At 39.1% G+C, this 22155-nt stretch carries 26 protein-coding genes; all 26 read right to left on the minus strand.

The genetic code is table 11. The features are described from left to right. The 26 genes from aroH to M3166_RS07745 all read right to left on the minus strand — a co-directional run bounded on the left by aroH (nucleotide 1) and on the right by M3166_RS07745 (nucleotide 22154). On the minus strand, nucleotides 1–363 hold the full coding sequence (gene aroH / locus M3166_RS07620; protein WP_251688863.1) for a chorismate mutase: 363 nt from the start codon (nucleotides 361–363) through the stop codon (nucleotides 1–3). Between the two features lie 2 nt (nucleotides 364–365). Then, nucleotides 366–1451, minus strand: coding sequence for a 3-dehydroquinate synthase (gene aroB / locus M3166_RS07625; protein ID WP_251688865.1), 1086 nt, complete (start codon nucleotides 1449–1451; stop codon nucleotides 366–368). Between the two features lies 1 nt (nucleotide 1452). Next, complete coding sequence (gene aroC / locus M3166_RS07630) at nucleotides 1453–2634, minus strand: chorismate synthase (RefSeq protein WP_079525863.1); 1182 nt, start codon at nucleotides 2632–2634, stop codon at nucleotides 1453–1455. Between the two features lie 265 nt (nucleotides 2635–2899). Beyond that, on the minus strand, nucleotides 2900–3670 hold the full coding sequence (locus M3166_RS07635; RefSeq protein WP_251688867.1) for a CheR family methyltransferase: 771 nt from the start codon (nucleotides 3668–3670) through the stop codon (nucleotides 2900–2902). Between the two features lie 80 nt (nucleotides 3671–3750). Beyond that, nucleotides 3751–3990 (minus strand): hypothetical protein, encoded by a 240-nt coding sequence (locus M3166_RS07640; protein WP_251688869.1) that lies wholly within the window; start codon nucleotides 3988–3990, stop codon nucleotides 3751–3753. A 21-nt stretch (nucleotides 3991–4011) separates the two neighbouring features. Next, complete coding sequence (locus M3166_RS07645) at nucleotides 4012–4233, minus strand: hypothetical protein (RefSeq protein WP_251688871.1); 222 nt, start codon at nucleotides 4231–4233, stop codon at nucleotides 4012–4014. A 39-nt stretch (nucleotides 4234–4272) separates the two neighbouring features. Continuing rightward, entirely contained in the window at nucleotides 4273–4488 is a 216-nt protein-coding gene (locus tag M3166_RS07650; RefSeq protein ID WP_008404914.1) for a hypothetical protein, read from the minus strand. Between the two features lie 156 nt (nucleotides 4489–4644). Further along, complete coding sequence (ndk, locus tag M3166_RS07655; RefSeq protein ID WP_008404915.1) at nucleotides 4645–5064, minus strand: nucleoside-diphosphate kinase; 420 nt, start codon at nucleotides 5062–5064, stop codon at nucleotides 4645–4647. 114 nt (nucleotides 5065–5178) lie between these two features. Further along, nucleotides 5179–6153, minus strand: a complete 975-nt coding sequence (gene hepT / locus M3166_RS07660) for a heptaprenyl diphosphate synthase component II (RefSeq protein ID WP_065216960.1) — start codon at nucleotides 6151–6153, stop codon at nucleotides 5179–5181. 22 nt (nucleotides 6154–6175) lie between these two features. Next, complete coding sequence (locus M3166_RS07665; protein WP_251688873.1) at nucleotides 6176–6877, minus strand: demethylmenaquinone methyltransferase; 702 nt, start codon at nucleotides 6875–6877, stop codon at nucleotides 6176–6178. A 25-nt stretch (nucleotides 6878–6902) separates the two neighbouring features. After that, the gene (locus tag M3166_RS07670; RefSeq protein WP_251688876.1) at nucleotides 6903–7643 is read right to left on the minus strand and encodes a heptaprenyl diphosphate synthase component 1; all 741 of its coding nucleotides are present in this window, start codon (nucleotides 7641–7643) and stop codon (nucleotides 6903–6905) included. Between the two features lie 69 nt (nucleotides 7644–7712). After that, nucleotides 7713–7928 (minus strand): trp RNA-binding attenuation protein MtrB, encoded by a 216-nt coding sequence (mtrB, locus tag M3166_RS07675; RefSeq protein WP_008404919.1) that lies wholly within the window; start codon nucleotides 7926–7928, stop codon nucleotides 7713–7715. A 55-nt stretch (nucleotides 7929–7983) separates the two neighbouring features. Then, a complete protein-coding gene (gene folE, locus M3166_RS07680) occupies nucleotides 7984–8553 on the minus strand; it encodes a GTP cyclohydrolase I FolE (RefSeq protein ID WP_079525849.1) in 570 nt (189 codons plus the stop codon). Nucleotides 8554–8953: 400 nt separating this feature from the next. Next, nucleotides 8954–9226 (minus strand): HU family DNA-binding protein, encoded by a 273-nt coding sequence (locus tag M3166_RS07685; RefSeq protein WP_004232618.1) that lies wholly within the window; start codon nucleotides 9224–9226, stop codon nucleotides 8954–8956. 199 nt (nucleotides 9227–9425) lie between these two features. Beyond that, nucleotides 9426–10940: a stage IV sporulation protein A gene (gene spoIVA, locus M3166_RS07690; RefSeq protein WP_285848802.1), complete on the minus strand. Its 1515-nt coding sequence runs from the start codon at nucleotides 10938–10940 to the stop codon at nucleotides 9426–9428. Nucleotides 10941–11037: 97 nt separating this feature from the next. Next, the gene (locus M3166_RS07695; RefSeq protein WP_251688878.1) at nucleotides 11038–11760 is read right to left on the minus strand and encodes a hypothetical protein; all 723 of its coding nucleotides are present in this window, start codon (nucleotides 11758–11760) and stop codon (nucleotides 11038–11040) included. A 20-nt stretch (nucleotides 11761–11780) separates the two neighbouring features. Further along, a complete protein-coding gene (locus M3166_RS07700; RefSeq protein WP_251688880.1) occupies nucleotides 11781–12050 on the minus strand; it encodes a DUF2768 domain-containing protein in 270 nt (89 codons plus the stop codon). A 144-nt stretch (nucleotides 12051–12194) separates the two neighbouring features. After that, complete coding sequence (locus M3166_RS07705; protein ID WP_251688881.1) at nucleotides 12195–13208, minus strand: NAD(P)H-dependent glycerol-3-phosphate dehydrogenase; 1014 nt, start codon at nucleotides 13206–13208, stop codon at nucleotides 12195–12197. A 113-nt stretch (nucleotides 13209–13321) separates the two neighbouring features. Next, nucleotides 13322–14632, minus strand: a complete 1311-nt coding sequence (gene der, locus M3166_RS07710) for a ribosome biogenesis GTPase Der (protein WP_251688883.1) — start codon at nucleotides 14630–14632, stop codon at nucleotides 13322–13324. Between the two features lie 383 nt (nucleotides 14633–15015). Further along, a complete protein-coding gene (gene rpsA / locus M3166_RS07715) occupies nucleotides 15016–16158 on the minus strand; it encodes a 30S ribosomal protein S1 (RefSeq protein WP_251688885.1) in 1143 nt (380 codons plus the stop codon). 115 nt (nucleotides 16159–16273) lie between these two features. Next, a complete protein-coding gene (gene cmk / locus M3166_RS07720; RefSeq protein WP_079525837.1) occupies nucleotides 16274–16948 on the minus strand; it encodes a (d)CMP kinase in 675 nt (224 codons plus the stop codon). 427 nt (nucleotides 16949–17375) lie between these two features. After that, complete coding sequence (locus M3166_RS07725; RefSeq protein ID WP_251688888.1) at nucleotides 17376–18029, minus strand: flagellar brake protein; 654 nt, start codon at nucleotides 18027–18029, stop codon at nucleotides 17376–17378. Nucleotides 18030–18137: 108 nt separating this feature from the next. Beyond that, complete coding sequence (locus M3166_RS07730; protein ID WP_251688890.1) at nucleotides 18138–19421, minus strand: PepSY1/2 domain-containing protein; 1284 nt, start codon at nucleotides 19419–19421, stop codon at nucleotides 18138–18140. A 13-nt stretch (nucleotides 19422–19434) separates the two neighbouring features. Continuing rightward, nucleotides 19435–20223 carry a spore cortex-lytic enzyme gene (sleB, locus tag M3166_RS07735; protein ID WP_251688892.1) on the minus strand — a complete coding sequence of 263 codons (789 nt, stop codon included), beginning with the start codon at nucleotides 20221–20223 and terminating at the stop codon, nucleotides 19435–19437. A gap of 162 nt (nucleotides 20224–20385) precedes the next feature. Beyond that, nucleotides 20386–21060, minus strand: a complete 675-nt coding sequence (prsW, locus tag M3166_RS07740) for a glutamic-type intramembrane protease PrsW (protein WP_251688907.1) — start codon at nucleotides 21058–21060, stop codon at nucleotides 20386–20388. 128 nt (nucleotides 21061–21188) lie between these two features. Continuing rightward, nucleotides 21189–22154, minus strand: coding sequence for an asparaginase (locus M3166_RS07745; RefSeq protein ID WP_251688908.1), 966 nt, complete (start codon nucleotides 22152–22154; stop codon nucleotides 21189–21191). Nucleotide 22155: the final 1 nt, after the last annotated feature.

Here is a 22155-nt window from a genome sequence, read left to right on the forward strand (position 1 = left end):
TTATTTCACTAAATCTGGTCTTAATTTTACCGCATCTTCTAAATATACATGTTGAATTTCATGCTGTGGTGTATCCGTATTTACATGTAATAATACGCGGATACATAATGGCAGCGCACCCGGCACATCCATCTCATGCATGCACATAATCGGCACATACTGCCATCCTGGCATTGACCGTACCGACTTTGCAGGAAAGGCGGAATGAATATCCGGTGTTGTAGAAATTGTCACAGAGGCAATATCTTCCGGTTCAATAGTATTTTGTTTCGCAACTTCTTTCACTAGTCTTGCCGTTTCTCCCCATACGTACTCGGCTTTATCTTCAGCAATCGTAATTGCACCGCGAATTCCACGAATCATTGCTACACCTCCGCTAATAATGCTCTGAGTTGACGATCAATTTCTCTGCATTGTTCAAGTTCAACTTTTTGGACAAATGGTTGTCCGATTGTTTCAAGCAGCACGAACTGCAATTGTCCGTAGTCGGCTTTTTTATCTTTAAGTAAATATTCAATCAGTTGATCGAATGTAAATTCATGAACCGCTTCAAACGGATAGCCGTTTTCCATTGCAAAATGTAAAAAGCGCTTTGTAAACTGATGATTGACTTTACCGTATTTTTCGCTTAATAGAAGTGAATAAATAAGGCCAATCATCACAGCTTCACCATGTGCTACACGTCCATAGCCTGCAGCAGCTTCAATCGCATGCCCGTATGTATGGCCTAAGTTAAGATACTTTCTGACGGACTGTTCTGTTTCATCCTGCTCAACAATCGTAGCTTTTACTTGAATGCCATGCGCCAAATAATTTGCCAACAGATCTTCCGGAAGTTCCGTTACATGATCTCCCTCGAGCAGCTCTTCCACCCATTGTGCATCGGAAATTAAAGCATGCTTAATCACTTCCGCCATCCCTGAACGCACTTCTTTTTCGGAAAGACTATGTAAAAATTCTGTATCGAAAATTACGGCTTCAGGCTGATAAAAAGCACCGATCATATTTTTTCCTAATTCGTGATTAATGGCCGTCTTTCCGCCAACAGCTGAATCATGCGCCAAAATTGTTGTCGGCACTTGGATGAACGGAATGCCCCGCATATAAGTGGCTGCAACAAAACCGGCCAAATCACCGACTGCACCACCGCCAAATGCGATAATGAGCGATTTTCTAGTACACTTTTGCTTAAGTAAATATGTTTGCACGTCGTTATAGTTTTCAAAGCTTTTACACTTTTCCCCTGCCGGCATAACATGTACTTCGAAAGTATATGGAAAGTTCGCTTCAAAATAGCTTTGCTGTGCTGTCCAAACATTTTCATCTGTCAATACGATGATTTTATCTGCTTTTGTAAGCAAGTCATGCTGTGCTGTCAAAGCATCACGTAATATACCTTTCCCAATCGTTACAGCGTACGAGTGTGAAGGAGTTCGAACCGGAATCTCCATATTAATACTCCTTCGTGTACTGACGCATTTCATCTAACTGCGCCTTTAATTGTGGTAATTGATCACTATGGAACTGCTCTACAATTGCATTTGCGATTTCCCAGGCAATAACATGTTCGGCAACGATTGATGCTGCAGGTACTGCACAGCTGTCAGAACGCTCCACGCTTGCTTTAAACGGCTCCTTTGTTTCAATGTCAACACTTTGCAATGGCTTATATAATGTTGGAATTGGCTTCATCACACCGCGAACGACAATCGGCATTCCTGTCGTCATACCGCCTTCCAAACCGCCTAAACGATTTGTTGCGCGCGTATAGCCCTTTTCTTCATCCCATAAAATTTCATCATGTACTTCTGAACCTTTTTTGCGTGCCATTTCAAAACCGATTCCAAACTCAACGCCTTTAAATGCATTGATGCTCAGCATTGCAGATGCCAGTTTCGCATCCAGTTTGCGGTCGTAATGCACATAAGATCCGATACCTGCCGGCAAACCTTCCACGATGACTTCTACGACACCGCCGATTGAGTCTCCAGCTTGCTTTGCTTCATCAATGGCTGTAACCATTTTTGCTGATGCTTCAGGATCGATACAGTAACATGGATCGTTTTCAATAATTGCACGGATTTCATCTGCTGTTTTACCTTCCAACAAACTGCTGTCTGCTTTAATCCCTACAATTTCCGTAACATGAGAAACAATCGAAATTCCAAGCTCGTTTAACAATGCTTTTGCAACAGAGCCAACTGCCACACGCACTGTCGTTTCACGTGCACTTGAACGCTCCAGTACGTTACGCAGATCACGGTGACCGTATTTCATCCCTCCGACTAAATCGGCATGACCTGGACGTGGACGTGAGATTTGACGTTTAATTTCAGATGGGTCGATATCTTCCGGCAACTCTGCCGCACCCATAATTTTTGTCCAATGCTTCCAGTCATCATTTGTAACGACTAATGCGACCGGTGAGCCTAATGTTTTCCCGTGACGAACTCCTGATACAATTTCCACTGTATCTGTTTCGATCTGCATGCGACGACCACGACCGTGACCACCTTGACGACGTTTTAAATCATAATTTATTTTTTCTGCTGTTACTGGAAGTAAAGAAGGCAACCCCTCGATAATTGTTGTTAATTGTGGTCCGTGTGACTCACCTGCTGTTAAATAACGCATTAAACACTTTCTCCCTTCAACTCGCTAAAGTATGTATTTTTCACTATAACATATTTCAAATTAAATAACAGTACTGTTTCCGCCATCCGATAAGCTATTTTAGAATATTCTGAACGTTCCAACTAGAAAATGACACATTTATCAGCAAAAAGAAACAAAAATACGCTTTTCGCTCTATTATCCGAAAAGCGCATTCATATATAGCTTTTTAAAGTATATCTCAACTTAAGCTTCTACGTTCTACAGAGCATCTAATATTGTACTATTATTTTTTACGGTAAAAAAATGTATCTTCTACTTCAAAATCATATTTTGCAGGATTAAATATCTGCTCAGTTGAGCCTACAAACAAAATGCCGCCTGGACGCAATGCTTTACTGAAGTTTGCATAGATCTGATCTTTCGCTTCTTCAGTGAAATAAATCATCACGTTCCGGCAAACAATCAAATCAAAATTCGATTCATAAGGATCATTCAGTAAATTATGTTTCTTAAAATTAACCGTACGCTTAATCTCATCTTTCACTTTGTAAAACGGACCTTCTTGAACGAAGTACTTTGATTGAACAGGTTTTGGCACTTCTGCAAGAGAACGTTCCGGGTAAAGACCCAACTTCGCCTTTTGGATAACATTTTCATCCAAATCCGTTGCCAGTATATTCACTTGGGACAACGGTAAGTGGTGGGACAACACCATCGCCAAACTATACGGCTCTTCTCCAGTTGAACAAGCCGCACTCCATATTTTCGGGCGTTTGTTAGATTGAAGCAGTAAAGGGAAAATTTTATTTTGTAATACTTCCCAGCGTTTTCCGTTTCGGTAAAATTCAGAAACGTTTATCGTCATGCGATCCAAAAATTCATTCATCAGTTCACGGTCTTTTATCAATGCATTATAAAAATCAACAAAGTCCCGATATCCCTTTTTTTCATATAATGATGTTAACCGACGTTTCATTTGCGCTTCTTTATAAAGGGCTAAATCAATGCCCGTTTTGCGCTTAATGCCATCAATAAATTGTACATAATCTGACATTATTCATCTTTCCCCTCATCTAACGTATGCCTATTATAGCTGAAAATTTCAGAACCCGAAACAGATTTCGTCCATAAACGTTAATCAATGTGTCTTTCCAGCAAAAGTTGTTTCGATTGTTCAAGTTCAAGCTTCATCTTCTCCGTCTCGGAATTGTAGCTCTGCAAACGAATCTGTTCAAGTTCGGCCTCTTTCTCCAACATTCTAATTTGCAGTTTCATACTCGATCGTTTATGTGCTGTCAGTATTGCAGTTAATGCAATCAAAGCCCCTGACCCGAAAATAATACATATAATAATAATATCTTCCATACGTTTCATTACGCTCCTCTAATTATTATTTTACCTGTCTGATCGATCTGTCAATTGTGTTTCAAGCAGCAATTGCTTAGTCTGTTCCAATTCAAGCTGCATCTTCGCTGTTTCTTTATCGTAAGTTTCGAGTCTTAGTTTTTCCAGCTTGATTTCTTTATCAAGGCGTTTTAGTTCAATATTTTTATTTTTCGTGTACGTATCCGTTAAAATCCCTACTACAGCGACTATTGTAATCATTACCCAGAACATGGATGTCACCCCTTATGAATAGTTAAATTAGAAGAAAAATTATTTTTGGTTATGCTCCAACAATATCTGCTTTGAATGTTCCAATTCCAGTCTCATTTTTTCTGTTTCTTTATCGTAATTTTCAAGACGTAATTGTTCCAGCTCAATTTCTTTTGTTAATTTATTTACTTCAATCCGTTTACTTTCATTGCGTGCATCGGTGATGACTGCAATCGCCCCTACTGCCATAACTGAAATAACGGCCAAAACCCACATATACATCCCCCTAATTTCAATCAGTACTTTTTATACGTATGTATTCCAAAAATAGTTTCATTATTCCGATTTATTATACCATTAATAGTCCATCTTTTTCCTGTTCCATATAAAAAAAGCTATCACTTAAAAGTGATAGCTTTTCTGTAAGTTTAATTATTCAGCGATTCCTTCTGGGAACCATAAACCGATTTCACGCTCAGCAGAAGCTAAAGAGTCAGAACCGTGGATTACGTTGTGTGATAAAGTTACAGCGTAGTCACCGCGGATTGTACCAGGAGCTGATTCTTCTGGCTTTGTAGCACCCATCATGATACGAGATAATTGGATAACGTTTTCGCCTTCCCAAACCATACCGAATACTGGGCCTGAAGTGATGAAGTCTACTAATTCACCGAAGAAAGGACGCTCAGCGTGCTCTGCATAGTGTTTTTCAGCTAAATCACGAGTTGGTACCATTAATTTTGCTCCGCGCATTACGAAACCGCGACGCTCAAAACGATCAACGATATCTCCGATTACTTGACGTTCTACGCCGTCTGGTTTAACCATTAAAAATGTTTTTTCGATTGCCATTATAAACACTCCTTAAATTTGAGTAAAAGGTTTTACACCTACCGATAAATATTACCAAAATCCTACTCATACTGCAACAAATATTAGATTTGCCCATAAATTGGCTAGATTATTTTAAGATTTTCTCTTACCCATAAACAGCGCAATATCACGCAATTTTTTCTTCATTGGGTGCTTCGGCAATGCCTCGACCTCTTTTAAAGCCTTTTTTAAATACAAATTACTAATATGGGTTGCTTCTTTTATTGCTTCCGAATTCCGAACTAGTGCCAGCATACTTTGACGCTCTTCTTCCGTTAATCCTGCCTCTGCCACTTTCGTCAAATAAGGGGCAAGCTGCGGATCATCTTTCATCAACAATATCGGCAATGTGACATTCCCGTTCATTAAGTCACTGCCAGCCGGTTTCCCGAGCTGTTTGTCTGTCGCTGTAAAATCTAATATATCATCTACTATTTGAAAGCTCATTCCTACAAAATAGCCGTAACGCTTTAAATGCCTTGCTGTTTTTTCATCGGCACCACTTACGACTGCTCCAAGTTCACAACTCGATTCAATCAGTAAAGCTGTTTTACGTTTAATACGTCGGAAGTAATCTTTCAAACTTTGATCTAAACGAAACTTATCCTCAATTTGAATGACTTCACCATTTACTAGCTCAACCATTGTTTTTGCTAATATTTGATGGGCTCTTGGATTTTCTATGCTTGTTACATATTGTAATGCACGTGCAAATATAAAATTACCTGTATACATCGCCACACGGTTGTTCCACTGTGCTTTCACCGTCTCCCGGCCACGGCGCATATCCGAATTGTCAATTACATCATCATGCACCAATGAACCCATATGAATTAATTCCAGGGGGACGGCAATGTTTTTCATTCGGTCAATATTATAGTCACCAAACTTGGCACTTAGTAACGTAAATACTGGTCGAATACGTTTTCCACCAGCTTGCAGTAAATGGACTGAGGCATCATTCAATAAGTGTGAAGATGAATTCAACGCTTGTTCCAATTCGTTTTCGATGACTTCTATATCTGATTTAATATCGGCATATAGCATTTTGATTTTCATCTTTTCCACGCGTCAAAACCTACTCCCACTTTTATTTCTTCTTAAAACCCATGTGCATAGCTGCTGCCCCACCGCTATATGGTTTATATGTGACATTCTCATATCCGGCTTCCCGGAACATTTGCGCTAATTTTTTCATGCCAGGAAAATCATTCGCCGACTTTTGCAGCCAAGAATATTCTTTATAGCTTTTCGCAAAAATCTTTCCGAACAGCGGCATAATATGATTAAAGTAAAAACGGAAAAGTTGGCGGTATACCGGAATTTCGGACTGAGAAGTTTCCAGACATACAACCATTCCGCCTGGTTTAACGACCCGGTTCATTTCACGCAAAACTTGTATATAATCCGGTACATTTCGTAAGCCAAAGCCAATTGTTACATAATCAAATGTATTATCCTCAAATGGTAGTTCCATTGCATTTCCGTGAATCAGTTCAATATTCGGGATATTTTCGGTTTTCTGCTTACCGACTTTCAGCATATTTTCACTGAAATCAAGCCCTTTTACTTCCCCTTCTTCACCGACTGCCTTCGATAAAGCGATTGTCCAATCAGCTGTACCGCAGCATACGTCAAGGCATTTCGAACCTTTTTTTACTGCCATACGTTTCATCGTATCTTCACGCCATCCAACATGCATTTGGAAACTAATGACCGAGTTCATTTTATCGTAGCTCTCTGAAATGCTTTCAAACACTTCATGAACATGTTGTTCTTTCGATTTCGCCATTTTTTTCAAGACCTTTCTAAATCCACTAAAAAGTGATGTATTGCTCAATGGAATGTTTTAATTCATCTGTTAAATCAATATTCGTCAAATTTCCTCTCAATTGTCGCTCCATGTCATATAAATGATCCTGGAAGGCTTCAATAATAGAATTCATCATAGTCAAATCAGCTGCAAACGCCTTATTTAAAAAGCTTTGCTGCCCCTTTTTCAATAAATCCAGCTCTTTTTTCAATCGAATATATGTTAAAGTTTGCTGCATCAGTTCTGTATAGGATGTGAAACCGTATACATCATAATATTGGGCAATCAATTCGCTTTCTATCGTCATTAAACTCTCAATCCACTGTTCAAGTGACCGTTTTTGGTCCTCGTAAATACGGATTTGATGCTCACAGCGCTTTACGATTCCTTCCGATAACTTATGGATTAAGAAAATATTGCCCGTTTTTGCGAGTAACTGATAATACCGACCACTATAATAATCACCGGAAAGGACAAGCAGCTGCTGTTCTTTACTCGTCGCTTCCACTTCCTTCACTTTTTCGTGCTCTGTAAGTGAAGCATGTACAATCCCGACTGTGACCGCACTTATTTGGTGTTCATCAGTCATAAGAGCGCCATTTAAAAAAGGGAGCTGAATGAAAAAAAGCTGTTCTTCCTGTAAGGTCGGTTGTCCAACATTTTGAAGTAATGCTCTATGATGAACATGCTGAAGAATATTAGATTTTAGCGTCTGAACCGATTGTGTAATAGATGTTGCATTCATAGAAATTACTCCATTTCAATGTTATAAAGCATAAGTACGATTTTATATTTATGTGAGAATTACGATATGCTACTTTTTACTTTGTACCGTACCATGTGCAGAGTGAATTTTAGCTTTTCCGCGTATTTTCATGGCCGATGTATGTTCAGTAAATTGGGCGATCATAACTTCACCAGCATCCAGCTTTTCTGAATGGTGAAATTTTGTATCTGTCCCGCGTGTTAAACCAATAACATGTACACCATCTTCTTCTGCTTCGATAATAATATACTCTGATTGTCCCATTATACAATCTCCCCACGTGTTAATTTCTTTGTCTATAATACCATAATTGTTATTATTATTTCATTTGGATGAATGTATTCACTTCATTGCGCTTTACATCATCCTGTTCATAGATACCGCGCGCAACCGCTGTAACTGTTTTAGAACCCGGTTTTTTTAATCCGCGCATCGTCATACACATATGTTCCGCTTCCACGACAACATACACTCCTTTAGGATTCAGCATTTCCATAATTGTATCCGCTACAGTTGATGTAATGCGTTCCTGAAGTTGAGGGCGGCGTGCTACTGATTCGAGGCAGCGTCCAAGTTTGCTTAATCCTGCAACTTTTCCGTCTTTAGGTATGTAGGCGATATGGGCTGTTCCGTAAAAAGGAACTAAGTGATGTTCACACATTGAATAAAATGGAATATCTTTCACTAAAACTAGTTCTTCGTGATCTTCATGGAATACCGTACTGAAATAATCACGCGGATCTTCTTGTAAGCCACTGAACATTTCTGCATACATTTTTGAAACACGTTTTGGTGTATCCAGTAATCCTTCACGCTCTACATCTTCCCCAACTGCTTCCAAAATCATCTTTACCGCTTCTTCTATCTTTTTTAAATCGACATTTGACATGAAACAAATTCCTCCTACAAACCAAAACGTTTATTATGTACAAATCTATATCTAATTAATTTTTAATTAATTTTTATTCTATATTAAATTTTTCGCTAGTTGATAATACCTTAGCAAAAAAGGTTAAATACACTCTTGAATCGTAGCACATAAAGCTCATAAGTTCAAAACAGTTATACTATTTTTAGCATAGTTAGGTAAAAACAACTGAAATGAACAAAAGCGCTAAAGCGCACGTTCAGCTCCGACAGACATTGGAGGGCCCGACGCAAAAGTAAACGCTTCACCACTTTTGCACGAGGGACCTAATGGTGCGAGGAGCTGGCGCTTGAGCCTAGACGTAAAAAAGAGCAGCTCTCAGTTAGACTGAGAGCTGCTCTATGTACCTCGAGAAACTGAATTATTTTACAGCGTCCTTAAGTGCTTTACCTGGCTTGAAAGCAGGTACTTTAGAAGCAGCAATTTCGATTTCCTTACCCGTTTGTGGGTTACGACCTTTACGTGCTGCACGCTCACGAACTTCAAAGTTACCAAAACCGATTAATTGTACTTTGTCACCCTTTGCAAGAGCATCTTGAATTGTATCAAATACAGCTTCAACTGCTTTAGAAGCGTCTTTTTTAGAAAGACCTGCAGCTTCAGCAACAGAGTTTACTAATTCTGTTTTATTCACACCATTCACCTCCTCTCAAAGGGTCATGAATCTAAATCCTGTAAAAAGATTAACATACAGAAAACCGCGACGCAACTGAATTCCTTCATGTTTTGTATATATTTCAACATTTTTTGAAAAAAAACTAAAATTACAGGACAATTCACCTATAAAAGTGAACGGTCCTGTAATCGTAGGTACTTCCTATTCAATTAGTATGTTAGATAATAAACGTGATTAAACCTCTTTCGCCTTCGTTTATTAATCTTTCCAGCATGAGGCGCATTCTATTTTTCGCATGTGTCGGAACACTTTTCATTTTGAAACGGATACTTTCCGTCAGTACTTCATGAAGCGGTGTCCCAAACAATTGCGTTTGCCATAATGCCTGGCGGTCAAATTCATACGCATGCTGCAAGTCTTTCAGCAAGTGCTGACTGTGGAATTCAGATCCGATTAATGGTGAGAATTCCGCTTCCATATCAATTCGGATAATGTGATAAGAAGGGGCTTTCGCCTTCATACGAACACCATAGAAATTATTTTGCTCGATCAGCTCCGGCTCGCTCGGATCAAATTCATCCATCGCAGGCAGTGTGACACCATAGCCGTGTTCCTTCGCTTGTTCAATCGCATCGCGGAATCTTCGCTGTGCTGCTTTTGCCTCTGAAGCTTCCTTAATAAATAGGAGCCACTCTTTCTTTGTATCGACTGGTTTTTCAAGAAACTCGGTACACGTTTCCTTATAGTAATCATTGTGAATGTTGACACGTAATGTCGCAATCCCCTGTCCAGCATCAATATTTTCAACGGTGCAACTTTCTACAAAATCTATTTCGCGAAGCAGTTGACTTGCAGCTTCCACATCACGGATTTTCATTGCATCATCTTGTAATTGCGCCGTCGCAAATGCCAATGTTTCATTTAAATGGTGAGTATCATCTAAAACATCCAACCAATCCGGTTTTTCCACTTGAATTTCATTCACATTAAATTCAAATAATGCTTCTTGCAAAATGAGCATTACGTCATTCAACTGCATATGTTGAATGGCTGTCGGAATAACAGGAACATCATATTTTTGTGCCAGGGCATTTTGTAAGTGCAGTGTTTCAGCTGAATGCGGTGTCGTACTATTGAGCACAATGACAAAAGGCTTTCCGATCTCTGTAAGCTGCTCAATAATTTGCTGCTCCGCTTTTTCTACCGCTGCTCGCGACATGCCATTTACAGTTCCGTCTGTTGTTACAACAATTCCGATATTGGCATGGTCCCGAATAACTTTGTCGGTACCGATTTTAGCAGCCTCCTGAAACGCTATCGCTTCATTATGCCAAGGTGTTTGCACAAACTTCGGTCCTGACTCATCTTCATAGCCTTTTGCTCCATCAATTACATAACCTACACAATCTACCAATCTAACACGAAACGGTATTGCACTTTCCCCAAAGGCAACCGTAGTTCCCTGTGCTGGGACAAACTTTGGCTCAGCCGTCATAATTGTTGGTCCAGGTGAGCTTTGAGGAAGTTCATCCATCGCCCGCATACGGTCCTCGGCATTTTCGATATTAGGTAAAATCACGCCTTCCATTACCTTCTTAACAAACGTGGATTTCCCTACCCTAACAGGTCCTACAACGCCGATATAAAGATCACCATTCGTACGTTCTGCCAATTGCTGAAAAATATGCTCGCTAATTGTATTGCCTCCTTTATATACCGTAATCTTCTCCAATTAGAAGTATTCATTATCAAAACACTATATGTACTGACATTTTTAAATATGAAAAAGGTGTGCAGAAAGATTTAACTTTTTACACACCTTTTTTAGTTTAATTTTCTTTTTTGGTTGGATCATACATAATGACAGGCTCATTGTTCTCATCTACCGTATATGGCAATGAGTAAGCAGGGACAACCGGAAAGTTTTCCACCAATATTTCGCGAATGTCATCACCCGGTTCTGCTGTAATATTATTGTCTTTCATATAATTATATAAATCAATCGAATAATCGACATATAAATCCCCTTCAGCAGATACGACAATCGGGAGCTGATTGTTCGAATAAGGACTTTGTACAGTTATATCTTCCTTATAGCCAATATTCTCAAAATTAACCGTGTAGACGTGCTCCACTATTTTATCTTTGAATTGTGGATATGTTGTTCCTTTGAAACGGATATTAATCTCACGAATACGTTCCGGTGTTCGTAAATCGACGAGCTTTACAGTTGGATTTTCTTCCGGATCCCAAATGATATATTGGAAAATACCGCCCTTCTCATAGGAATTTGCCGGCGGTGAGACGATATATTTTGGGATAAGCTTTTCAAAATCGATTAAGTATTTAATGAAGATATCTGTATCCTGGTCACGTGTTTTAATCGGAAGAACCCCTGTATCTTCGCGATATTCATTGACCGCACGCTGTACGCCGGCAAGCATATCGACATCCGGCCTTAAACTGGACTGGTCAAAATTTGTCGGTGAGCCGCAGCCGGTCAACACTAAAATGACCAACGATAAAAGAACAAACCATTTTGATGATTTCATATTATGTATTTCCCCCTATATTAGTTCGGCCATGTAAGTATGACAAGTACCATTAACAATGTGCCGATAAAAAACATGACATAAGCTACTAATTTCAATAAAAATGACAAAACCATATTATGTACCCACTTACGGACTGCTGTAATAATGAGAATTGATACTAACAGTAAACCAATCGAATAAAAAGAAATCCACATAACATCTAACGCATGCATGCTCGCTAATGGGCCACGTGCAGAATTTAAGAGTAAATTTGATAGTGGATGCATGAGCTGCAAAGTAAGTTGCACTATTAAAACCGCCTTTCTATTTATTGTTGATACCGCTAATAATTATAGCCTTTTCAGGTAAAAAAAAACAGGAGGCATACAAGTATCCCTCCTTATTTGTGACAAATTATTAAATTAATTGGAAATCCCGCAAAATATACTAGTTCAGCTCATCTCATCAATTTCACTTTTTTTCGTACGCAACATTAATGATTCGACTAATGCTCTCGGTTCCATATTATTAAACAGCACATCATATAAGGCTGATGTTATCGGCATCGAAACATCGTATTTTTTTGAGAGCTGGTATGTAGCCTTTGTCGTACGTACACCTTCGACAACCATTCCCATCTCATCCAATACTTGTTCAAGCTTCATTCCTTTACCGAGCATATTGCCTGCGCGCCAGTTTCGGGAATGGACACTCGTACATGTAACGATTAAATCACCCATACCTGTCAGTCCGGCAAACGTAAATGGATTCCCGCCCATTTTTACACCGAGCCGCGTAATTTCAGCTAGACCACGTGTTATCAAGGCAGCCTTTGCGTTATCACCGAAATCCAGACCATCCGTCATCCCTGCAGCCAGCGCGATGACGTTTTTAAGTGCACCGCCAATTTCAACGCCAATTACATCATCATTCGTGTAGACACGCAAGTACTGATTCATAAATAAATCCTGCACTTTTTCCGCAGCTTCTAAATTTTCGCAAGCAGCCGTTACGGTTGTCGGATGTTTTAAAACGACCTCTTCCGCGTGCGAAGGACCTGATAAAACTACGATATCACTTACTGCATTGTCAGCAAGGCTTTCCTTCATCAGCTCTGAAATACGCATTAATGTATCCGGTTCAATTCCTTTAGAAACATGGACAAATAATGCTTTCTCAGTTAAGTAGCCCGAAATCTTACCGCAAACTTCCCGAATCCCTTTTGTCGGTACTGCCATTACAATAGTAGAACCGTGTTTTGCAGCCTCTTCTAAATTTGAAGTCGCCTTTAAGTTACTTGGCAAAATCGTATTCGGCAAATATTTTTTATTTGTATGCTGTTCATTAATTTCAGCTGCCTGATCTTCGCGATGCGACCAAATTAACGTATTATGACCATTTTCAGCTAAAACAATGGCCAGTGCCGTTCCCCAGGAACCTGCTCCTAAAACTACTACATTTTCCATTAAATAACCCCCAATTTCACTTAAAGTCAGTTGAAAATTTATCCTTCAAGTCAAACCCTATTATGAACAAAAACGCTAGTTCATTTTCATAAACTAGCGTTCTTTTTATTGATTTAGTCACGAGCACGTGTAATTAGGCGTATTGGAGTTCCTTCAAAGTCGAAAGTCTCTCGAATACGGTTTTCTAAAAAGCGCTCGTATGAGAAATGCATCATTTCCGGTTCATTTACGAATACAACAAATGTAGGCGGTTTAATCGCTACTTGTGTTGCATAGTAAATACGTAAACGCTTGCCTTTATCTGTTGGTGCCGGATTACGTGCGATCGAATCTTCAATTACTTCATTTAAAATTGATGATTGAATACGCATTGCATGGTTTTCACTCACACGCTTGATGATCGGTAAAATATTGTGGACACGCTGTTTCGTTTTTGCTGAAACGAAAATGATCGGTGCGTAATCTAAAAACAGGAAATGCTCACGAATTTGCTCTGTAAAGAGATTCATCGTTTTCTCGTCTTTTTCAATCGCATCCCATTTGTTTACAACAATAATGACTGCTTTACCAGCTTCATGTGCATAGCCAGCGATTTTTTTATCCTGTTCCTGGATACCTTCATCAGCATTCAGAACAACTAAAACAACATCTGAACGTTCGATTGCGCGCAGTGCACGAAGTACCGAATACTTTTCTGTTGATTCATAGACTTTCCCTTTTTTACGCATTCCTGCAGTATCAATGATGACATAATCTTGTCCATCATATGAGTACGGAGAGTCAATTGCATCACGAGTCGTTCCTTGAATTTCACTTACAATAACTCGATCCTGACCTAAAAAGGCATTCACAAGAGATGATTTCCCAACATTCGGGCGTCCAATTAAAGAGAATTTAATTGTATCATCATCATATTGTTCTTCATCCGGCTGCGGGAAATGTTTGGCACATTCATCCAATAAATCCCCTAAACCTAAACCGTGTGAACCTGAAATCGGCCAAGGCTCACCGAAGCCCAATGAATAGAAGTCATAAATCATATGACGCATATCCGGGTTATCGATTTTATTAATTGCCAAGACAACCGGTTTTTTAGTTTTATATAAAATTCTTGCTACTTGTTCATCTGCAGCTGTAACACCTTCACGTCCATTAGTCATAAAAATAATAACGTCCGCCTCATCAATAGCGATTTCCGCTTGCTGACGAATTTGCTCTAAAAACGGCTCGTCTCCAATTTCAATACCACCAGTGTCGATAATATTAAATTCATGTGCTAGCCAATCAGCCGAACTATAAATACGGTCACGTGTTACACCTGGGATATCTTCCACGATCGATACACGTTCTCCAACAATTCGGTTAAAAATTGTCGATTTACCTACGTTCGGACGTCCTACGATGGCGATTACTGGTTTTGTCATCTGTACTTCATCCTTCCAAACTCTTGTCTTTCCGTATTATACACGAATTTGACTATTATATCATTTTTTCGCAACATTCAAAATCGATTTCGATTTATCGTCAAACTTTTCGCACGGTGTGATTTTCTATAATAGTTAGAGATTATCTAATATAATTTTATTTGTTCTAATAAGTATGCGGTTTTCTAATATAGTTCCCAAAAGTGCTAAAATGAATGCCATTTGTTCAAATATTGATTACAGTTCTTCTAAAATCTAACTATCTTTTTCTAGTAAACTACAAAATTGTCCTAATAAAGTCACACACCCCGAAGACAACAACTTCCCGAAAAGCAAAAAAACCGCCCATATAAGCAATGCTTACATTGGCGGTTTTCGTGTTATTATTTTTTAAATCCTTTTAGCTGATCACCGATAACATCGCTGAATGAGAAGCCTTTAGTTTCTTCAGGCAGCTCGTAATCGAAGTCCTCGTCGCTCGCTGAATCTTCCTGCAATGCTTTAATGCTTAGTGCAAGGCGTTTTTCCGCTTCATTTACCTCAAGTACTTTTACTTCCACCTCTTGGCCGTCTTTTAAGACTTCATGTGGTGTCGTAATATGCTTGTGGGAAATTTGAGAAATATGGACAAGACCTTCTACACCAGGGAATACTTCTACAAACGCACCGAATGTAACAAGACGTTTTACAGTACCCGTTAAGATTGCGCCTTTAGAAGCCTTTTCTTCAATGTCTGTCCACGGACCAGGCAGCGTATCTTTGATTGATAATGAAACACGCTCATTCGGAATATCGACTGAAAGTACTTTTACAGTGACAGATTGTCCTTCCTGTAATACCGTTGAAATATCTTCAACATGTTCATGCGCTACTTGTGAAATGTGGACTAATCCATCGATGCCGCCCAAATCAATGAACGCACCGAATTTCGCCAAGCGCTGAACAGTACCTTCCAGCATATCACCCTGATGGATGTTTTGAATCACTTGTTGCTTTTTCGACGCTTTTTCTTCATCTAGTACTGCACGATGAGATAAAATAAGTCGGCCTTTTTCTTTATCTAACTCTGTAATTTTTAAACGTAATGTTTTGCCTTTGTAATCCTCAAAATCTTCAACAAAATAATCTTCAACGAGTGAAGCCGGAACGAAACCGCGCACGCCTAAATCGACGACAAGTCCGCCTTTCACAACATCTTTTACTTCTGCTTCGAATACTTCACCAGATTCGAATTTTGCTTTTAATTCATCCCACGCGTGTAGTGCATCTACTTTGCGTTTTGATAATACAAAATTCTCTTCTTCAACTTTCGTAATCATAAGCTCTAGCTGATCGCCAACTGAAACTATATCAGAAGCTTTTTCAATGTGTAAGCTTGAAAGTTCGCTAATAGGTATAATCCCGTCGAAAGGTGCCCCCTCGATCGAAACCGTTACTGACTTCTCTTCAACCTGTTCAGCAACACCTTTCACAATATCTCCTTCTTGAAATTTTTGGTTTGACCCTAAATTCATTTCCTCAGACATATGTAGCCCTCCTTCGCGTATTCCACTTTTATTTTATTCGATAATTTCTACAAAGACAAAAAATAACCCTTTATTTTCAGAAATTTCGTACGTTAGCTTCATTTTGCACTAGCGTTTACTGCATCTTTTGCTGCGCTAATTTCAAAATTTCCTGCGCTGCTTCATCAATTGATAAATGCGTCGTATCTAAAAATAAAGCATCTTCTGCTTGGATGAGCGGTGAAGCTTCACGTTCACTATCAAGCTTGTCCCGCAGTGCAATTTCCTTCTGTAAGGATTCGATTGTTGAAGGAATACCGCGGCGTTCATTATCCAGGAAGCGTCGATGTGCACGTTCTTCGACTGTGGCAGACATGTAAATTTTAAGCTCTGCATCTTTTAATACATGTGTTGCAATATCACGTCCATCCATGACAACTCCGCCGTCCGCAGCCAGCTTTTGCTGCATCGCTACGAGAATTTCACGAATATTTGCATGCGCCGCAACTTCTGAAACATTTGCCGTAACTTCATTTGAACGTATAGCCTGTGACACATCTTGTCCATCCACAAAAACGAGTTGTCCCTGCTCCGACGGTTTCAATGTAATCGCCGTTTCTTGCAGCATTTTTTCAATTGCTTCTGCGTCATGTAATTGTATGTTTTCTTTCATCGCTTTATACGTCACTGCCCGATACATTGCACCTGTGTCGATATATGTAAATCGAAGTGCTTCGGCTACAATTTTTGCAATGGTACTTTTCCCCGCACCTGCAGGACCATCAATTGCAATTTGAATTTTTTTCATCATAATTAACTCCCTACTTTCCGTTGCTATTGTATCATAACCGAAAAAATTTTTACCTTCTTTACGCTATATTTTTTTGAAAAAAAGCTGCCCCTCCATACAATCTGGACCGTCTCCCATCACATTCGTTTTACTTATTTAAAACAGGCTGGCACATAATGCAAAAATGCCATTTTTCTCCGGAGAAAAATGGCATTTTTTTGCTGTGCGTAAAAATTAATTTCCATTCCGGGACGCTTTGCGCTGGCGTGAGGCCAACAGGATGTTGGTCACAAAAGCGTTGCCACAGGAAGTGGCGTTCTTAGCTTTTGTTCCTAGTCTCAGGCATCACGCAATTCCCGCTGGAGTCGCCCTTCATTCCAATCAATTTTACAAAATATCCGTTTTCTATTTAAGTGTTCTTTCAATTCAAAGTTCTAGCCAATCCCGCTTATAATTCATTCATTTCTTTTTTGCGGATCATTACTTGTCGTTCGAAGCAGAATCGGACAATCTGCTGCTTATCATAATCATCCGTATCCGTGAAATTCAATGATGCCATCGTCATTTCATTACGTTCGAACGTGTTCACGACTCTCGCATCTGTTTCGACATAGCGAATTTCACCATTTACAAATGGCAGGACGACGAAAGCTTTAACTGTATCGCCCTCAGTAAAATTAACAGGTGACTTAATATGAATTAATGTTCCCCCTGCGCTAATGTCTTCGGCCGCAAACTGAAATTTCTGTCCGTCATGTTCTATCGCAATATCTACAGGTGTTTCCACACGAACATATTCGCGTCGCTGGATTTTAATAAATTCTTCAGCAGGTGGACACGCAAGCAGAATCATCTGAACATTGCCGCCTTTACGTCCTAAAACTTCTGTATTAAAGCAGTAACTTTCTTTTTTTTCGGTACTGAATGTTGCTCGGAATTGTGCACCATCTATTAAAAAAGCGATTTTTTTAGTTGCCGTATTAATTGGATAATCGATAAAAATCATATTGTCTTGTCGATCGACAACTCGACATTTAAATTTTTCGGCCCTTTCCGTATAGGTTGGCTCCAGCGTTAGTTGCGTTCCAATTTTAAGTTCCATTTGCCTCTCCCCATAAGAAATTATTGATACTTTATTATCTCATGGGAATGTAAATATAGCTATATTTTTACAATTAACTTTACTGGACCTTGCACCAGATACATGCAACTAAAACACTTTTTCATTTTTAATTACTTCATGTGTTTCCGCATCAATTACAACACGATACGTATCCTGTGTCTTATTGTCGAGCCTTGCAATGACTTCATAACATTTACGAAGTTCCAGATTTCCATTGCCTGTATAAATTTTTTGCACTTGTTCAACACCTACATGATCTGCAAAAAATTTATCCCAATCTATCTGTACTTCGCTTTGCTCTTTAATTTTCTCTTCCTGAATATATTCCATTGCGTTGACACCTAAAATCTCAGCGTTATCTTTCGCAATTTTCACTTGAATACTATCCGGGTAAATTAATGCTTCATCATCTCCATACACTCGCGTAAACACGAGATGCCATGCTTCGTGATTTTCTCGTGACTCTGAAAGCTTCACATCAGTGTATCCCACTTTATTCATAAAGCTTTTTGCAGTGTTCAAAATCTCCTCATGTGAACGTGCATCCTTTTTAACCGGCCGTTCTAGCAGGAACGAAAGAAGGTGACCGCCATTTTCTGTTATGTCAGCATAACCGATTTTTGAACCGTGGATAAATTGAATATGATAGAACGGATATGGTGCATCATCACTGCTTTTCGTAACCGTTACAATCGAATCATCGATATTCGGGAAAAAGTTTTTGAATTTTTGAATAGCTTCGTTTTTCGTAATTTTTTTATCTTTTAAATGCTGTAATTCCCGCTTTTTCTCATAGTCCGATTCACTCGCCGTTAATGGAAAATCGGTTTCATTATATGTTTTTAATTGTTTCGATACGTTCATAAATGGCGAATCTTTAAGATTGGTCGTATGATTCGTTGACCATTTTTTTAAATTTCCATCATTTTCATAAAATGCAACAGTGGCAATATTCCATTCCTCTGCGAATGCATGTAAATTGGAAGCTACCGTTCCCATTTTGTTGCGCCAATTTTCGTAGTCTCCTGTAGCGGCCGCTTGTTTTGCATTATCACCAATTCTTCCTAAATAACGCATCCATTCATTTTGTACTTCTGCCTGGATCGGTAAGTTGGCGACAGTTTTTCTTAAATCACTGCTCATCCGCCATATGGAATCCAACTCATTATTTAGAGCTTTTTCATCCTGAAAGAGTAAAGATTGTTCTACCGTTGTATGCAATACCGATAATTTTTCAGTGGCTGCCGAAAGGTCCCTTGATTGGGTAGCATAAACAGCTCGCTCCAAATCCTTATTTTGTGTAAATAGATCAAAGGAAACAAAGGCTAATATGACGACAAATAAACCTAATAAATATGCAAATTTTTTCATGTTTTACCCCCGCCTATAAGCAGAAAATATGCTCACCAATTTGTTTGATTTGAGGTCTAGACCAAATCCAATCACTTGTCGCTGTAACAGGATTAAAATAATACAAAGCATTCTCGGATGGGTCCCAGCCGTTAATTGCATCCAATACAGCCTGTTTGGCACGTTCATTTGGTGTAAGCCAAATCTGGCCGTCCGCAACTGCTGTGAAAGCTAACGGTTGAAAAATAATTTCCGAAATCGTATCCGGAAATTCCGGTGATTCCAGACGATTCAAAATTACGGCTGCAACTGCAACTTGTCCTTCATACGGCTCGCCTCGTGCTTCCCCGTATACTGCATTCGCTAAAATTTGCAAGTCCTGATCTGTGTAGCCTGGCGGAAGCTGCATGGAGGTTGTATCATTTGCACTTTTACCGCCATTCCCGCCTTTTTTCACCTGATTTTCCAACGCTATTCCGCCATAATACGTAAAACTGTTCCCTGCATTGATTTGTTTATGAACCCATACTTTATCAAAATCCGAATTATTCTCGAGCTTTTCCTTCGTCGCTCTTCCGGCAATTCCGTCTACAGGTAGCCCGTACTGCTCCTGGAAATTACGAAGCGCCCAATACGTTCCATAACCAAATTTTCCGTCAATTTTTCCATTATAGTAACTTAAGTATTGAAGTCGTGCCTGTAACTCAATTACATCGTCACCAAATGCACCCCGTTGCACATCCTGACCTGAAAATGCAAATGTATGACTTACAAAACTACTTGATATAATGAATACGAACAAGACGATTTTTTTCACTGACATTTCCACTCCTTTTTCAGTAGGATGGAGAAAATTGAAAAGTTTATACATTGTAAAGTTGCTTTTTTATGTCTATAGAGAATATTCTCATCACTTATTTTGAGTTTGCTAATCCGTTTTTTACATAGAAAAAGGTTTGCTACAAAAATATTTGTAACAAACCTTTTATAAATGATTGCTGCGGGATAAGTGCTCAATTAGATGTTCGTGTGCCTGCTTTACTTTGCGCAATGCAAACGTCCATAAAAACAACATAAACGGCAGCATCACATACATAAAGTATTCTTCTAACATTAAAATTGAATTATACATAATATGAAGTCCTACAGGGGCTAAGAGTGCAAGCGCGATATATTTCTTCTGTATTTCGTTACTTGAAAACTTCCCTTTACCGTAATAGTAACCCATTACTACACCGAACAGTGCATGACTTGATACCGGCAATAACGCACGCATAAAAGCTTGATCAATTCCGAAAGATAATAGATAGAGGACGTTTTCCACAGTAGCAAATCCTAATGAAACAGCTGCACCATACAAAATACCATCATACGGATCATCAAACTCAATATGACGTAAAATTACCGCTAAAATAATGAGCCATTTCACGAATTCTTCTATCGAACTGGTAAAAACAGCATTGATAAAGAAAGGATTCGAAAATGTCTGTTCTTCTTTTATTACGAACTGTATAAATAAAACGGGGAATGTAATAACCCCACCATATATGAATGAATGCATTAGTGTACGCCGTGGTTCGGTATCCATCTCATTGCGTAAATAAAAGTAGCTTAAAAGGGCTAAACCCGGCGCAATCGCTGCTGATAAAAGTATAAACATCATGCCGGCTCCTTTCGATTCTTGACTCCTAATTAGTATAGCACTATTTTTTTCACAACAGTGTAGCATACCCAATATTTGTCTAGAAAATATAAAAACTCGGCTAATTTCCTGCCGAGTTTTTATGATTAATGCATAAATGTATCAAAATCCGTATTACCGTTAGCAATCATCAACAGGAGCTTTAGACGCGCTTTCTTTGGATCAAAGTCTCCGCCCATAATGACACCGGTATCTTTCAAGTAATTCGCACTACTGTAATAATCGTATGTTGGGAAAACACGTCCCTCTTCAGTCGATGTTGTTAGTACAACTTTCGTTCCTTTTTGACAAAGCTTTTCGATCGCATCCATCATTTTCGGAGCAACTTGTCCTCGGCCGGCACCGACTAGCACCACACCTTCAACATTTGCTTCATAGAGGGCATCCAAAATAATAGAACTTGCTCCTAAATAGGCAAATACTATTTCAACAGCAGGATAGCTTTCTTTTGTTTCGTATACTTCTTTATGGGTTGGCTTCTGATAAATGATGACCTCGTCATTATCGATAAAGCCAAGCATCCCATAGCCGATTGAACCAAAGCCGTTAATGCTTGAAGAATGCATTTTTTTTACGTATTTGGAATGAATGATTTTTTCATTAAAGACAACGCACACCCCTATATTTTTTGCCTCTTCATTCGAAGCAACCAATAAGGAATTGCGCAGATTGGAATAAACATCTGTACCAATATCGCCAGGTGACTTTTGGGAACCTGTTACAATAACCGGACGTTCGTCATGAATTGTCAGCTCTAAAAAGTAGGCCGTCTCCTCTAAACTGTCCGTACCATGTGTAATGACAATTCCGCTTACCGTTTGATCTTTAAATACATTTTTGACCGTTTGATTCAATAGATTTAAATTTTCGAATGTCATATGCATCGATGGAATCTGATATAAATCAATCAATTCAATATCCATCTCATTTTCAAGCTGGCACATCGATAAAATGGCTTGCCCATCCAGCTTGCCGGACTCCAGTTTGTTTTTCTTATTGCGTGTACTCGCAATCGTTCCACCTGTCGTAATCAGCACTACTTTTTTCTTCACA

The organism is Solibacillus isronensis, from assembly GCF_023715405.1.
Lineage (GTDB): Bacteria > Bacillota > Bacilli > Bacillales_A > Planococcaceae > Solibacillus > Solibacillus isronensis_B.